The organism is Bacillus sp. JJ675, assembly GCF_036963165.1.
Taxonomy (GTDB): Bacteria; Bacillota; Bacilli; order Bacillales; family Bacillaceae; genus Bacillus; species Bacillus glycinifermentans.
The window spans coordinates 23,457-38,789 of sequence record NZ_JBALMR010000070.1 but is presented as its reverse complement, the minus strand read 5'-3'; the positions used below and the strand labels follow the sequence as shown (position 1 = coordinate 38,789).

The window sequence follows — 15,333 nt, the reverse complement described above, 5'->3', positions numbered from 1 at the left end:
AATATCATTCCGGGCAAAGCCAGCTTCAGCCTTGACCTAAGGGCTCAGACGAACGAAGCAATGGAAGTCCTTGAGAGGGAAACAGAAATAGCCTGCCAAGCCGTGGCTGACTCATTCGGAGCAACCATCGAACTGCATAAAGAAGACAGCCTCCCGGCAGCCGTTAAAAACGAAGCGGCGATCGCCATCATGGCAGAGGCGATCAGCAGCGTAATCGGCGCAGGGAACCTCGATAAGCCGCTCGTTACAACAGGAGGAGAAGATTTTCATTATTATTCTGTGAAGCGCCCTCATCTAAAGGCGACGATGCTCGGGCTCGGCTGCGGCCTTACACCCGGCCTTCATCACCCGATGATGACCTTTGACAGGGACGCCATGTTTACCGGAGCTGACATTTTAGCCGAAGCGGTGCTGAAGACGTTTGAAAAAATCGGAAATGAAATGGAGGTCAGCATCGGCTAAGTTTACGAAAAAAACCTCTCAGCCGGAGCTGAGAGGTTTTGTTTATTTCTTCAGATCTTCAATGGAGTTGACGTTTTCCATATACTTCGGCACGACAAGCCCCATCTTTACGCCTGTCAGGCTTGTGCCGACGTCGTCATATTTGCCTTTGTACTTAGCCGCGTATGCTCTGTGGGTGTTTGGCAGCCAAGCTGACAGGGAAGCATCCGCGCTGCCGGTTGCAATGGCCGTCCACATCGGCCCTGCTTCGACCTGGGTCAATTTCACATTGTAGCCCAAATCCTCGAATACTTTTCCGACAACGTTTGTGCTGGCAATTTCGCTGTCCCATGCGACATAAGCGAGGTTGATTTTGTCTCCCTTCACTTTTTTGACGCCTTTTGTCCACTCAGCGATCTGATCGCGGTGCTTTTTCACATAGCTGGCCGCCGCTTTTTTCGGATCTGTTCCGTTTTCTACTTGAATCATCACTTCCGCCATGTCATCTTCCGTCCATTTGAACTGGCTGAGAAGCTTAGCCGCATTAGGCTGTTCTTTTCCAAAGCCTTTGCGGGTAATCGTATGAATCTGCTCCGCAGTACCGTACGATTTTTTAGGGTCGTCCAAATATTTCAGATCATATCTCGAGAACATCCAATGCGGGGTCCAGCCCGTGATAATGATCGGCTTTTTTCTGTCGTATTTTTTCTTTAGCGTGGCGGTCATCGCCGCGCCTGACGATTTGATGACCGTCCAGTCATCGAGCTTGTAATCTTTTATCGCCTTATCGGTAAGCGCCATGATTCCGGAGCCAGGGTCGATCCCGATGATTTTGTGATTGACCTGTTCTCCGGCCGTAGCATTCTCATCCGCTGTTGGAGCACAGGCCGCAAGCGAGAAGAACAGAGCGGCGGCAGTGCCGATGCCGATGATTTTTTTCAACATCAGGCATTCCTCCTCGTCTTCTTCACCCGGATATTTTGCGTAATGCGATCCAATGTAATCGCGACAATCACGATTGCGATTCCGGCTTCAACACCTACGCCGGTCTTGAGCTGTGTAACCGCGCTGTATACTTTTTCTCCGAGGCCCGGCGCCCCGACCATAGCTGCAATAACAACCATTGACAGCGCCAGCATGATGCTTTGGTTGATACCCGCCAAAATCGTTTTTGCGGCGAGCGGCAGCTGCACTTTAAACAATCGCTGCGACGTTGTAGAGCCGAATGCCTCTGTCGCTTCGATCAAATCTTCCGGCACCTGCTGAATACCGAGAACCGTCATGCGGATCGTCGGCGGCATTGCAAAAATAACAGAAGCGACAACGCCCGGCACAACTCCGATATTAAAGAAAAAGATCGCAGGAAGCAGGTATACAAAAGCCGGCATTGTCTGCATTAAGTCCAAAATCGGCGTCACAATCCGGCGAACCGTATTTTGCTGGGACGCCCAGATGCCGACCGGCACACCAACAATGATCGAGATGACCACAGATGTGACGACGAGCGCCAACGTTTGAAGCATAGGGTCCCAATAGCCAAGGTAATCGATAATAAGAAAACCGATTAATGTGAAAAGTGCGATCCCCCGCGTACTGATAAACCAAGCGACGGCAGCGAAAATGACGATAAGCAAAATAGATGGAATGGCTCCCAATCCGATGACAATGCCGTCAACGATACTCTCAAGCCCGTTGGCGATCCCGTCAAACACTCCGCCAAAGGTTAAGGTCAGCCAATCAACAAAACGGTCAATGATTTCTGCTAATGGAATTCTAGGCAGTGCACTCATCTTAGTTCACCTCCTCAACGATGACATCTTCTTCAGATGCGCTTTGTTCGTTTGGCAAGTTGATATATTGGTCGTCTCCGGCAAGAGCGCCGATCAATGCGCCTCTTACGACAATGCCCTTCATTCTGTTTTTGTCGTCCACTACGGCAATCGGAATGTTGGCATCAGAGACAAGCTCGAAAATCTCCGTCAATACCGTATCTTCATGAACGGTCGTCATTTCTTTCTGAAGAACGGATTCCAAATCGGCTCCTTTTTCGGCCGCTTTTTTGGCGGATTCTGCAGAAATGACGCCCAACAGCCGTTTATGTTTATCTACGGCATAGATAGACGAGATCCCCAGGTTTTTCATGAGCGTCAGCGCAACCCTCGGACCTTTGTCGATGCGGACCGTTTCGGCCCGTTTCATAATATGTCCGGCGGTTAACACTTTCGATAAATCGACATCTTCTACGAAACGTTCAACATATTCGTTTGACGGATTCATTAAGATTTCTTCAGGAGTGCCGATCTGCACGATGTTTCCGTCTTTCATCAGTGCGATTCTGTCGCCGATTCTGAGCGCTTCGTCAAGATCGTGCGTAATAAAAATGATCGTCTTCCCGACAGAATCGTGAAGCTCGAGCAGTTCATCCTGCATATCTTTTCTGATCAGCGGATCAAGCGCGCTGAACGCTTCGTCCATCAGCAAAATATCGGGATCGTTTGTCAGCGCACGGGCAAGGCCGACGCGCTGCTGCATTCCTCCGCTCAATTGGTCGGGAAATTGATCCTCATACCCTTCAAGTCCGACAAGACGAAGGGATTCAAGCGCTTTTTGCCTTCTCGTTTCTTTATCAACACCCTGCAGTTCCAAACCGTATTCCGTATTATGGAGAATCGTGCGGTGGGGAAATAAAGCAAACTTTTGAAAGACCATGCTGATTTTTTTACGCCGCACCTCGCGCAGCTGTTCCTTTGACATATTTGTTATCATGTCACCATCAATGTATATTTCCCCAGCGGTCGGTTCAATCAACCGATTCAGCATTCTCACTAAAGTGGATTTTCCGCTTCCTGATAGACCCATGATGACAAATATCTCTCCGTCGTATACATCAAAGTCAGCCTGATTGACTCCAACGGTCGCACCGGTTGCTTTTAAAATCTCTTTTTTTGTTTTTCCATTCGCCAGCATCTGCGCGGCTCTTTTTGTCTGCTTCCCGAAAATCTTAGATACTTTATTGACTTTAATTTTTATATTTTTATCTTCTACACTCATTCTATCCCTCCATTTTAAAGCATCCTTTTAACCGTAACATGTTTTTACCGTTTCATTCAAACAGCATATTCAGCTTAAATTGTACAAACTATACTGATAAGGTATTTCCATAGTCAATAAAAGCTATAAATACTCCAAAATCCTCCTATATACTTATAAATCCTCCTTGAGTGATAAAAAACGCAAGAAGTTACAAACAGGCCAAAACGCTTAAACTGAGCCTATTCTCACCAGTTTTGACTATTACCATGCCTCATCATTATAGTATTGCTTCCGATTAACGTTTTATGAAAATATTTATGATTGATGCTTAGAACAAAAAGCCGTCCTTTACACGGACGGCTCCTTCTCTCATGATCCACTCAGCGCGGCCCTTTTCATATTGTTCTGAAGCTCCAAAATGCGCTTGGATCCTTCTTCCCGCAGGCGCTTGTTTTCTTCTTCAATCTGCTTTGTCTCCTGCATTCCTTTGACAATCGTATTCCACGATTGTTCGATCGTTTCAATGTCAATGCTTGGTCTGCCGGACATTCTCGCGATTTCCACGGATTGATTTGAAATGTTTTCAGCGTTGCGCTTCAGCATTTCATTTGTACGGCGGTCGAGTTCGCTCATTGAATCGGCGACAAGCTTTTGCCGCTTAGCCGTAACAGCCTGGATGATGCCGTTTTTGAAAATCGGAATCGTAATGATGAACGCGGAGTTGATTTTTCCGATCAGCTTCGTGTTTCCGCGCTGAAGCAGACGAATCTGCGGCGCCGTTTGAATGGCGACCATCCTCGCCATATCCAGGTCGTAGACGCGTTCTTCCAGCGCCTGAACGCCGCCCTTCAGCGTATCAAGCTCCATCTGCGCCATCTGGTTGCCGCTTGCCGCTTGCGCTTCATATTGAGGGATAAGCTGCTTCAATTCTTCGATTTTCATCTGGCCGGCTACGACGTATTTTTCAAGCTCAACATAATAATTAAGGTTGTTCTCATACATTTCGTCGAGCGTGATCGTCGACTTTGTCATTTCATCCTTATATTTCGAGATCTCGACGTTAATTTTTTCAATTTCACCGCCAAGCGTTTGATATTTTTTAAAGATTTTCTCGATCATGCTGTTTCCGCGCTTGAAGATTTTCGACAGCAGGCCTTTCGGTTCTTCAAAATCGTTTTTGTCAAAGCGGTCCATGATTTTTCCGAGCTGCGATAGCATAGCCCCGGAATCTGTCACGCTGTTTGTTCTCATCATCGAGAGGATGCGGTCTGAGAACTTGGAAATCTCCTGTGCCGGTTCCTTCCCGAATTCCAAAAGCGCCACCTGGTTTTTGACGTCAATCTGCTGGGCGAGGCTTTGCACCTCCGGCTCCTGGCGCAGCTTGGCGCGGATATCCTCCGCTTTTTCAATTGAAATTTCTTCTTTGTCGATGTTAACGAGGCTTGTTTCCGTTGTATTTGCCATTTGGATGGCCCCCTTGTTAGAAAATTTTATTGATGAACTTCCGTACGATTGACGGCTCTTTGAATTCCTGATTAAAGGACATCTCATCAAGCCAATGAGTGTCAAACTGCTGGTCTTCAATATAATGGTCGATACATTTGTAACCGGGCGGATTATAAACGATGATATCGATGCCGATTTCGTTTAACAAGAGCAGCGCCGCGGCGTCCGAACGCGATAATGCACCCGTCTGTTCGGTATGGTACAGAATCAGCTTCGGCACGGTCTGCGCATAGTCAAACGTTTGGATCAGGTTCAACAGCGAAGAAGGGAGATTGACGGCCTGAGTGAACAAATAAAGCTTGACATCCGCTTCGCTTTCGCCGTTTTGCGGCAGGAGCTTTGCGTGTTTGCACAATCTCGAAATGGCCTGTGCGATGCCTTCCTGAATTCCCTCCGGCAAATGCTTGCAGCGCCAAATATTGCTCTCCTTTAGACGGACGGGATCGATTTGCCCCGTCTGATCGAGGGCATGGCTGTAATGGAACTGATAATTGGCTTTTACCTCCTCTGTAAACGGGAAGCGCCTGATCGTATGGGACTCCTTGTACCCGGTCAATGTCTGCAGCCGGTCCCAGTATTCTTTTTCATTGGCGGTAATGCCCATAATCATCGCAAACAAATTCGGAATCTCGACAGTTGCATTGTCCGCCCGGAAATTCGGCCGGATAAACGCGCGTTCTTTCGCAATTAAAAACAGCTCATCATATGTTGTCTTCAGCGTCACGGAGACCGGCGTGTGCTCCCTGAATTGCCAAGGTTTATACATCATGGACTCTTCATTGTGGAGCACGCTGTCCAATTCCTTCGTCGACCGGTATGCCACCGTTGATTTTCGCTGCGGCTTTTCCGTCGGGAACGGTTCAGGTGCCGATGTTCCCGGATACGCGTATACAAAAGAGAACCTTTGATCCGGGTCGATCTCGTTAAATTGATCCTTTCCTTCCGGATGAAAAATCAGTACATCGCACCCGATGAGCATCAAATAATATAAAAAATAGAGCTGGCTTTTCGTGGCGTCTCCGTACCAAATAACGCGCGGCATTCCTTTCTCAATATCGGCATCTTTCAGCCAAGGTTCAAGATGATTCCCCATCCATTTCACAAGATCCAAAAGAATCCTGCGAAAATCGGGGTGATTGAAGCCTTGCTCATGGTGAGACTGAAAAGTTTTCAGCACATCGATAAAAGCTTTTCTCAAATGCCTGTGCATCCCGGGATGGGGATGTTTCACAATAAGCTGCTCTCCGTCCAGAAAGGCGGCAAACCGGTTGACCGACAACCCTTTTTCCTTCTGGTTGATCATATGGATGTGCTGGATGGCCTGAAACCTTTTCTGATCGATCGTCTTATCCAGCGTCTCGCTTAAAACGTGAACGTCCGGCGATTCGTACAGCTCATGCAAACCAATATAGTAATCTGTTTCATCGTGCGGCGTCCCGAGAATCCGGCCCGCAACGTTGGCGATCGTTAATTGGCCGCCTGTTTCATAAGGGGTTCTTTCTGAAAGCGGCTGATGGATCACCTGTTTCCATTCATCATCTTTGATCGGTGTCCTTTGAATATTCACCTGCTGATTCATAGTGCTTCGCTTCCCCCCCTTTTTCCGCTAGATGCTCATTGCTTGTGCCGAAAACGGCGCACATGCCGGCCCGTGTCACAGCATAGGTCGTCCCAAACTTTCTGATCGTTCCTGCGGGGAAATCGTGCACTCTTTTGCGAAGCGTTGATGAGTCGATTCCCCATTCTTCACAGGCCTGCTGGGAACTGAGAATCTCACGGCTGGTAAGATCGATTATTTTAATCATAACTGATCATCCTAGAATATGGTTTGATTTCTTCGTTCACAATGCGCTCTGTGATTTCATCCGCCGCCTTCATGCCCCAATGCGCCGTCGCATGGAGATCAGGGTGGTGATGCAGCACCTCTCCGTGAGCGGGCGAAACACCGCAGTCAGCTTGGGCGATCAGCTCAAAATCGAGCAGCGAATCGCCCGCCGCATAAACCTTATCGATGTTCAGCTCACACTTCAAATAATCGACCGCTTTCCATTTATTCAGCGGCTCCGGGATAAAATAGAGCTTCCTACCTTGCAGGGACGCCTGCCACCCTTTCTCGGCGGCCCACGCTTTTGCATAAGCGGCGTCGATTCCGCTGATACCTTCTTCGCTCAAAATCAAATAAACAAAATAATGGTGAGCCGTCCGGATTCGTTCCACTGATCGCGATAATGGAAGCTTTCCGATTTCCTCACATATGTCTTCGATCGGCGTGCAAGATTGAAGCCGGCTTTCGATAAAGTTTGACCATTCCCGAATCGGGCGGCCGTTCTTTAAAATGCAGGCTCCATTGGTCGTAATCGCGTATTCAGGAATGACGTCTTTTTGAAAAAACGCAATTCGCTCATATTGTTCTGTCGTCCGGGTCGTAACCGGGATAAAATACATGCCTTGATTGATCCTGCGCAGATTTGCGGCCGTCGCGGCCGATATATAGGAAATCTCTTTGCCGCCGAGGGTTTCGATCAGTTCATAGCCGGCAGATGCGCCGTATGCTTCAATCATTTTTTTTGAATAAATCAATGTTCTGTCCAAATCGCTTGCAAAAGCTTTCATTTGCCCCTCCCGACCGGACGGATCAATCCGCAGCAGCTGTAAGACATATCGGTATATTCCTCAATTGGAACGCCCCTCTCTTCTGCAAGGAGCATGATATGCTTGAGCCTTTGCCTCGAACCGGGCTGAATTAAGATCTTCCAGGGCACTCTCCGCAGCAATACCCTCGTCGTCTCACCCACTCCGGGTTTGATGAAATTCGTGTTATCAATTCCGAAGTCGTTCTGAATGCTTTTAATTGCTGCCAGGCCGCGCCAATCGGGCTCCTCTCTTTTTTTGAGAAACCGCGCGGCCGTTTCTGCGGCTTGTTTTTCAGCGGCGGGAAATTCAGCGGCAATCGTGTCGACATAGAGATTTGAGACATCTTCCTCTCGCAAGTCCGCGTAATATTTCGCGCCGTGAAAATCTTCTTTTCCGATCCATTTCCCGTTTAAAACGGTTCTGCTGACAAGACCCGATACGGTGGAATTCAAACAGGCGCTCGGAATGAGGAAATCCTCCCTCGTTCCAAACAAAGATGAACAATAACCCGGATCGGCAAGAACCGCGAGCTCTGCGGAAAGCTCAGTGCCGTTTGCTTCATTAAAAGTTCTTACTGCACGCGTCAATTCGTTTGTAATCGCACCCTTACCCGTCCAGCCGTCTATAAATGCAACCTTATATCCGGGATGATGACGGAGGATATAGCGCAGGGCGTTTTCGTCAATTCCCCTGTCCCTGATAATCGAGATGCTGTAGTGGGGAAGAGCGATTTCGTATTTACGTTCAATATAGCGTTTAATGAGGACGCCGATTGGCGTACCGGCCCGCGCCAGACTGCAAAGCACGGTATTCAGCCCCCGCGTCTGGACGATTTGTTCAGCGACAGCCCCGACGGCCTCCGCCACTTTGCGTTTTCCTTCTTCAAGCGAAGCGTAAAACAGCTTCATGTACTCCTCGGTCGGTTTATACTCGGCAGGGAGCATTTCAGAATAATGCGTGCCGCCTTGAATCAGGCTTTCCCTTTCACGCGTGCCTTTTTCAATCGAAATGCCTGACAGGTCTTTTAAAAGAAACGTCACATCCGACTCGGGATAGCTCCCCATTCTTGCAGCAACATCAGCCATGACGATCACTCCCTTTGGAAAACGTCACAACGGTGACACTGTTAATTTGCCGATCGCTGAAAATACGAAGCATCGGCAGCAAAGACCGCGCAGAAACGGATTTTTCGATAAATACAAACGCTTCGTCATAACCCCGTTTCGGAAGGTTATAGATAAAATGCTTCACAGTCTCATTTTCCGGGTTTGGAAAGCCGAAGCCGTTCTTAACGGCGTACCCTTCTTCACCAGACGGATGTATCGGGCTTCTTGTCGTTGAATGATAGAAAACGTGTTCACCCATAAGAGACGCGATTTTCATCGGAAGATACATAAATTCGCCCGTTCCCAGGCACAGCACGCGCTTTCCTTTTCGCAGGGCATTGAGTCGTTCGGCCGCTTTTTGACATGCGTCTTCGACTCCGCGCTTATCGCCTGCAGCAAGTCCGAAACGGCCTGTCTCTTTGACAAATGGAGCAGCCCCTGCTTGTTCTGAAAGATGCGGAAGCGCCGTGAAGCAATCGCTGAGGTCGATCCAGCTGACAGAGACGTCTTCTTCGTCACCGTGCGGCCGATCATCGTATAACGATTGGTCAAGCGTTTTCCCTTGAAATGCGACAGCTCCCGATAATAAAGCGCTCGTCGAAATGGTCACACCCAGTTCAGCTTCCGCTTTCCTGAATTCTTCTTTATGTTCACTTGACCGCCAGTCTAATAGAGAAAGAACGGCATACTCCCTGCGCGGATGCTTTTTCTGAATATCCCTGATGATGTTCAGCACCGTCTTGCCGGTTGTGAGTTCATCGTCTACGAGAACCACGGGCCTCCCGGCAGCGGAGAAAATAGGTTCTTCCGTGTAGCAGAGCTGATCAACAGCGTGGGAATGCTCTTCTTCAAACGTCAAGACGGGATCGGCGTCTTTTAACGTTTCTCTCGTCGTATGGATAAAGGAAGCACCTTCAATAGAGTCGTACACACCATGGCCGAGAGCAGTCGCCGTCTCTGCAAAGCCGATGACAATCGGAGAGACCGGCAGCGAAAGCCGCTGTTTTTTGAGAAGGTCGCAGGCCTTTTTCATGCTCTCATGATCCTCTGCCAAAAATCCTTTGATCACTTCCTCCTTTATATCTGTCATCAGGCCGAATGTTCTTTCCGCATACTCGATCGCCAACAGCCCTGAAGCGAGCAGCGGCTTCAAAGGACTTGCCGGAATGTGCTTGCCGAGTACCTTGCTGACAAATAAAAAACCCCTCTTTTTATTGACCCTGGCCGCCATTTCAAATAGCGCCTCGGGAGGAATAGACAGCGGATTGTCGGCAACCGACAGGTCAACTTCCATATGATCCAAGATTTGAAAGCGGCGGTTTGTCTGCCGTAAGGATGTCAATGTAGCTGCGGTTTTCATGATACACCCCGTATATTTCAGATTTTAAAAGTATTTTTTTCGCCCAGCTTAAGTGCGGCTTGATTTCGTTCATCTTATTGGAAAAAGAGCTTTTCACAATGCCGCGCGTGCCGTCGGCGCTTTCGACTATGCTTAAAGCATCCAAATACTCTTCGATTGAAATGACATGCAGGCTTTGCACAGCTCTTATATGGGTCGGGTGAATCACGGTTTTGCCGTGAATGCCGTTGGCCAGGTCAAGAAGCGTTTCATTGATCAATCCGTCCGTATACGGATTGAGACCTTCGTCTGTAAGCCCCTCCCAACCAGAAGTCCGCTGCGGAAAAGAGCCGGCCGTTTTCGAGGAATCTTCAAAATACTCCCAGACGGGTCCGGATATGACAAACTGTAAGCCGAAATAATTGATCATATCTTTAATAAAATCAGCAATGACCCAAATGTCATAAATGGTAGTCTGCGGTTTCCGCCGCAACCCGTACAACCCGCACAGATCGGTGGCGCCGATCCGTATGTTCAGGATGACATCCTGGTAGAAGACGAGCGTCGATTTTAGTTCCTCCAGCGCCTTTCTTCTCGTTTCCATGGCAAGTAAATCCGGGGTTTCAAAAATAGGCATTCCGTACAGTGTAATGCCTGATTCTTTCGACAATTTAGTTAGAGTATCAAGATAGTGCTCAGCATTGAACGTTGAAAATTTAGGAAATACAAACCCGGTAAACAGGTGAAGCGCCCTTCCAAGCTTATTGCCTAATTCAAGCATTTGTTCAGGCTCACGCACGCGGATGAACATCAGCGGAAGCACATCGGGATCTATGTGCCGCAATTTTTGAGCCTGATAAATGATGTCGGCTTGGCTGACAAGATTGTTTTCAGCCTGTAGAACTTCACAGTCGCCGATCGAATCCTCAAGACAGAAAACAACGGAGCATAGGGCGGGATATTTTCGCTTTATGATCATGTCTGCGATGTCACTGCGGTTTCCCGGCACATAAAGCGTAGCCCCGAGCGCATACTCGAGTATGTGTTTCGGGGAGTCCTTCGTCACTATGCCAGGCTGTTTGAAAAAGACATTTTCTTTTTGAGAGGCCGATAAAAAATCAAAGTACTGCAAATGGATCACCTTCTTTAGCTAAAGGACAACGCCTGCCGCTGTTTGACTATGTAAAAAAAGGAGTGGAGCAGGAAACAACCCTTCCACCCCTTCGATTTTCTTTTTATTCTTCCTTTGAAGCGGCCGTTTGTTCTTTGACAGCTTTTTGTTTGTTCATATAGTGAATGATAAATGTCGCTGCAAAAGCAATAACCAGAATGATGAAGAATACGCTGTGCGGCATCTCGATGTGCCATACGCTTGCAGCCATTTTCAAAGCGATGATTCCAATTAAAATAAACGCAGTCGTTTCAAGCTCAGGCACTTTATCAATCAGTGTCAGGAAGAATTTCGCGACTGTCCGCATCATTAAGATGCCGAGCATTCCGCCGATTAACAGCACCCAAACTTTTTCAGAAATCGCAAATGCGGCAAGGATGCTGTCGACCGAGAAAGCAAGGTCCATCAATTCTACAGTAATGACGGTAGCCCAGAACATCCCGAACACGCGAACCATCCAGCCGTCTTTTTTAACGGTGTTCGCATCATCATCGCCTTCTCCGATAAAGAAGTGCTTAATGACGAGCCATGCCAGGTATGCAGCGCCGAGCAGCTTGATCCACCAGAATTTGATAAGGATCATGCCGAGTCCGATAAACAGAAATCTAAAGAAATACGCTCCGACCAAACCGTAAGTCAGCGCTTTTTTACGCTGTTTTTCCGGAAGGTGTTTCACCATCACGGCGAGAACGAGTGCGTTGTCCGCCGACAAAAGCCCTTCCAGCACGACCAGTGAACCGATCAGCCCCCACGAGACGGGATCGCTTAAAACCTCAACCCACATTTTCCAGTCGAAAAATGAGGCGTATATTGAAATAATATGATTGAATAAATCCACGTTTGGTTACCTCCTAATGATTGAAAAGGGAAACTGAACCACAAAATCGTGATCCAGTCTCTGTAAAACTAGACTTGCAGGCCGTAATTCCGGCAAAGCGAAGCCAATCCGCCCGAAAATCCGCTGCCGATCGCATTGAATTTCCAGTCCGCCCCGTGGCGGTAAAGCTCACAAACAACCACTGCCGTCTCGATCGAAAAGTCTTCTCCTAAATCAAAGCGAAGCAGCTCTTCATTTGTCGCATCATCGACAAGCCGCACAAAAGCGTTTGAAACTTGTCCAAAATTTTGGCTGCGGCTTTCTGCATCATGAATCGTCACGGTGATGCCGATTTTTTCGACATGGGCAGGAATTTTGGAAAAATCGACGATGATTTGCTCGTCATCGCCGTCCCCTTCCCCCGTTCTGTTGTCGCCCGTATGAATAACGGCTCCGCTCGGGTGCTCCAGATTGTTGTAGAAAACAAAATCATGGTCGTTCACGCATTTATCATCGGCGTCCACGAGGAAAGCGGAAGCGTCCAGGTCAAAATCAGCTCCGCCCGTATATTTGTTTGTATCCCATCCCAGGCCGATCAGCGCTCTCGTCAAGCCCGGATTCGTCTTCGTTAAGTCGATCCGCTGTCCTTTTGATAATTGAATAGCCATATGGTGGAACCTCCTTTACAAAATGTCATGCCGCGGGGAGGCGGCATCGCTGTCCAAAAACGGATTTAGCCGACTTGCAAGCCAAAATCTGTGGCAATCCGCGCCAGTCCGCCCTGGTATCCGGAACCGATCGCAGAAAATTTCCACTCTCCGCCGTGGCGGTAAAGCTCACCGGTGATCAGCGCCGTTTCAATGGAGAAATCCTCAGCCAGATCATAACGGATCAGTTCTTCGTTTGTCTCTTCATTCAGCACGCGGACATATGCGTTTGACACCTGTCCGAAATTTTGCCTGCGGGCTTCCGCCTCATGGATCGTAATGACGAATGAAATCCGTTCGATATTAGCCGGCACAGCGTTCAAGTCGATTTTCACCTGCTCGTCGTCGCCTTCGCCCAAACCTGTCCGGTTGTCGCCCGTATGTATGACAGAACCGTTGCCGCCTTGGGTTTGGTTGTAAAAAACAAAATCTTTTTCCGACGCGCACTTCCCTGAAGCATCAAGCAAAAACACGCTGGAATCCAAGTCGAAATCAGCTCCGCCGTCGTATTTATTGACGTCCCAGCCAAGTCCCACGACAACTTTCGAAAGGCCCGGATTCGTTTTCGTTAAATCGATCTTCTGCCCTTTTGCTAATGAGATTGCCATTTGTATCTCTCCTTATTGTGTTTTTTCGATTAAGCGTAGCGTTTGACGAGGTCTGTTATGCTCGTATCGTTTGTGCCTTCTCCGACGGCAGTGAACTTCCATTCGCCGCCATCGCGGTAAATTTCGCCCGCTATCAGGCTTGTCCGCCCAGAATAGTCCTCTTTAAGATTGTATCTGACCATCTCTTGGCTGTCAGCCCTGTTGACGATGCGGATGAAGGCATTTTCGATCATTCCGAAGTGCTGGCTTCGTTTGACACAATCGTAAATGTTCACGACAAAAACAAGCTTATTGATTTGAGCGGGAACCTTTTGAAGATCCACGATAATTTGCTCATCGTCTCCGCTGCCTTCCCCTGTCAAATTATCGCCCGTATGCTCAATGCTGCCGCATCTGCTTCTCAAATTTCCAAAATAAATGACATTCTTGTTTTCTGTGACTCTTCCATTTTCAAGCATCAATACAGAGGCATCGCAATCCACATTCGGTGCGCCTCCGCCGAAAAGCTTTCCAAAAAACCCGCCGCTCCCTGATGAAACAGGGTCCCAGCCAAGGCCGACCATGATTTTGGAAAGCCCTGCATTTCCTTTTGTTAAATCAATCCGCTGACCTTTCTCTAAAGAAATAGCCAAACCGTTCACTCCCCCATAGAATCATAAATTGTAAGAAAAATATTTGCTGAAACGACATCATTCACGCCAGCGTGATTCATTTCATCATACTACAATCATTCGATCTTTTCATTAAATATACGACTAATGAATCAATATTTAACCTGCTTAACCATATATACGGACTACTCCAAGTGAAGGTTTCACTTTTTTTATAATCTTTTAAACCCAAACCATTGCAAGGGAAAACAGACTTCATTAAAATATATCTAAAAGATATATATCATATAGATACAGAAAGGTGGCAGCCATGTCTAGGAAAAACAATACGCCTTATGCCCTGCTCGGTTTGATCACGGCCGGCTATCGAACGGGATATGACATAAAGCAAATGATCGACAGGAGTTTGAATCACTTTTGGAAAATCAGCTACGGCCAAATTTACCCCTCACTAAAGCACCTGACAGAAACCGGATGGGTGACGGCTGAAGCATCCGCCCAAGAAAATAAGCCCGATAAAAAAGAGTACCGCATCACAAAGGAGGGACAGGAAGCACTGCAAACCTGGCTGGAAGAGCCGATCAAAGAAATCGCTGCGGAAAAAAACGAGTTTCTGCTGAAGATTTTTTTCAGCAAACAGCAAGACCGGCTGTCAACCGCCGAAAAAGTCAGAGAGTATCAGCAAAAGCTTAAAGAACGATATGACGCATACCGCGCAATAGAACAATCGATCATATCGTGTAAGGACAATTCGCGCGATTCGGAGTACTGGCTTTTCACGCTTGATTATGGAAAGCGGAGCACGCGTGCCGGAATCGAGTGGTGTGAAGCGACAATCAGCCGTTTAACAAACCGGGAGGATGAGACAAATGGGAAAAACGATCTTCACTAAGCCGATGACGGCCGACCCTGATGACGAAGTAGTTGTATTTGTGATCGGCATGCGGATCAACAAATGGCACGCCGTTCATAAATGGTGGCCGGTGTTTACCGCCATGTCCCCGATGATCCGCGAGCTTTACAAAAACAAAGATTCCGGCTTTCTCTCTATGGAAACATCGATCAATTTCCGGACGATCTTCCTCATCCAATACTGGCGTTCATTTGAAGCCTTGACTATCTATGCAAAAGAAGAAAAGCACATGACCGCCTGGCGCAATTATTACCAAAAATCGGCCGCCTCCGGAGCTGTCGGCATATATCATGAAACATACACAGTCCCAAAAGGCCGCTATGAAACGTTTTATCACAACATGCCGCTGTTCGGGCTGGCCAAAGCATACGGCCATACACCCGTTACCCGCCGGACAAAAACGGCGGAACAGCGAATCCGGGGATGAGAAAACGCCTGCAGCCTGCA

General features: G+C 48.0%; 17 protein-coding genes. 3 read left to right on the top strand and 14 right to left on the bottom strand.

Going from position 1 to position 15,333, the window contains the following annotated elements:
* A partial coding sequence (locus V7126_RS17945) for a M20/M25/M40 family metallo-hydrolase (RefSeq protein ID WP_335498048.1) occupies nt 1–462 on the top strand: 462 nt, incomplete at its 5' end.
* Between the two features lie 42 nt (nt 463–504).
* Here the strand turns inward: V7126_RS17945 and V7126_RS17940 are convergent.
* From V7126_RS17940 to V7126_RS17875, 14 genes are all read right to left on the bottom strand, one after another.
* Nucleotides 505–1,386: a glycine betaine ABC transporter substrate-binding protein gene (locus tag V7126_RS17940; RefSeq protein WP_046130889.1), complete on the bottom strand. Its 882-nt coding sequence runs from the start codon at nt 1,384–1,386 to the stop codon at nt 505–507.
* The gene (gene opuAB, locus V7126_RS17935; protein WP_046130888.1) at nt 1,386–2,231 is read right to left on the bottom strand and encodes a glycine/proline betaine ABC transporter permease subunit OpuAB; all 846 of its coding nucleotides are present in this window, start codon (nt 2,229–2,231) and stop codon (nt 1,386–1,388) included. Before opuAB ends, V7126_RS17940 begins: the two co-directional genes overlap by 1 nt.
* Before the next feature lies 1 nt (nt 2,232).
* The gene (gene opuAA, locus V7126_RS17930; protein WP_046130887.1) at nt 2,233–3,492 is read right to left on the bottom strand and encodes a glycine/proline betaine ABC transporter ATP-binding protein OpuAA; all 1,260 of its coding nucleotides are present in this window, start codon (nt 3,490–3,492) and stop codon (nt 2,233–2,235) included.
* A gap of 351 nt (nt 3,493–3,843) precedes the next feature.
* Nucleotides 3,844–4,938 (bottom strand): toxic anion resistance protein, encoded by a 1,095-nt coding sequence (locus V7126_RS17925; protein WP_046130886.1) that lies wholly within the window; start codon nt 4,936–4,938, stop codon nt 3,844–3,846.
* A 16-nt stretch (nt 4,939–4,954) separates the two neighbouring features.
* The gene (locus V7126_RS17920) at nt 4,955–6,559 is read right to left on the bottom strand and encodes a YceG family protein (RefSeq protein WP_046130885.1); all 1,605 of its coding nucleotides are present in this window, start codon (nt 6,557–6,559) and stop codon (nt 4,955–4,957) included.
* Complete coding sequence (locus tag V7126_RS17915) at nt 6,516–6,785, bottom strand: helix-turn-helix domain-containing protein (RefSeq protein WP_046130884.1); 270 nt, start codon at nt 6,783–6,785, stop codon at nt 6,516–6,518. The genes V7126_RS17920 and V7126_RS17915 overlap by 44 nt, the downstream gene beginning before the upstream one ends.
* Nucleotides 6,778–7,593 carry an HAD family hydrolase gene (locus V7126_RS17910; protein ID WP_046130883.1) on the bottom strand — a complete coding sequence of 272 codons (816 nt, stop codon included), beginning with the start codon at nt 7,591–7,593 and terminating at the stop codon, nt 6,778–6,780. The genes V7126_RS17915 and V7126_RS17910 overlap by 8 nt, the downstream gene beginning before the upstream one ends.
* Nucleotides 7,590–8,699 (bottom strand): cysteine protease StiP family protein, encoded by a 1,110-nt coding sequence (locus V7126_RS17905; RefSeq protein WP_046130882.1) that lies wholly within the window; start codon nt 8,697–8,699, stop codon nt 7,590–7,592. Before V7126_RS17905 ends, V7126_RS17910 begins: the two co-directional genes overlap by 4 nt.
* Nucleotides 8,692–10,014 (bottom strand): phosphoribosyltransferase family protein, encoded by a 1,323-nt coding sequence (locus V7126_RS17900; RefSeq protein WP_046130881.1) that lies wholly within the window; start codon nt 10,012–10,014, stop codon nt 8,692–8,694. The genes V7126_RS17905 and V7126_RS17900 overlap by 8 nt, the downstream gene beginning before the upstream one ends.
* A complete protein-coding gene (locus V7126_RS17895) occupies nt 10,004–11,191 on the bottom strand; it encodes an HpcH/HpaI aldolase/citrate lyase family protein (protein ID WP_046130880.1) in 1,188 nt (395 codons plus the stop codon). Before V7126_RS17895 ends, V7126_RS17900 begins: the two co-directional genes overlap by 11 nt.
* Nucleotides 11,192–11,294: 103 nt before the next feature.
* Entirely contained in the window at nt 11,295–12,068 is a 774-nt protein-coding gene (locus V7126_RS17890; RefSeq protein WP_175075250.1) for a TerC family protein, read from the bottom strand.
* A 68-nt stretch (nt 12,069–12,136) separates the two neighbouring features.
* The gene (locus V7126_RS17885) at nt 12,137–12,715 is read right to left on the bottom strand and encodes a TerD family protein (RefSeq protein WP_046130878.1); all 579 of its coding nucleotides are present in this window, start codon (nt 12,713–12,715) and stop codon (nt 12,137–12,139) included.
* Between the two features lie 65 nt (nt 12,716–12,780).
* Complete coding sequence (locus tag V7126_RS17880) at nt 12,781–13,362, bottom strand: TerD family protein (RefSeq protein WP_046130877.1); 582 nt, start codon at nt 13,360–13,362, stop codon at nt 12,781–12,783.
* Between the two features lie 29 nt (nt 13,363–13,391).
* The gene (locus tag V7126_RS17875) at nt 13,392–13,994 is read right to left on the bottom strand and encodes a TerD family protein (RefSeq protein ID WP_335498037.1); all 603 of its coding nucleotides are present in this window, start codon (nt 13,992–13,994) and stop codon (nt 13,392–13,394) included.
* Between the two features lie 289 nt (nt 13,995–14,283).
* On the opposite strand from V7126_RS17875, the gene V7126_RS17870 reads away from it, so the two are divergent.
* Together V7126_RS17870 and V7126_RS17865 are read left to right on the top strand one after the other, a co-directional pair.
* On the top strand, nt 14,284–14,865 hold the full coding sequence (locus tag V7126_RS17870; protein ID WP_046130875.1) for a PadR family transcriptional regulator: 582 nt from the start codon (nt 14,284–14,286) through the stop codon (nt 14,863–14,865).
* On the top strand, nt 14,843–15,313 hold the full coding sequence (locus V7126_RS17865; protein WP_046130874.1) for a DUF4188 domain-containing protein: 471 nt from the start codon (nt 14,843–14,845) through the stop codon (nt 15,311–15,313). The genes V7126_RS17870 and V7126_RS17865 overlap by 23 nt, the downstream gene beginning before the upstream one ends.
* Nucleotides 15,314–15,333 lie beyond the last annotated feature (20 nt).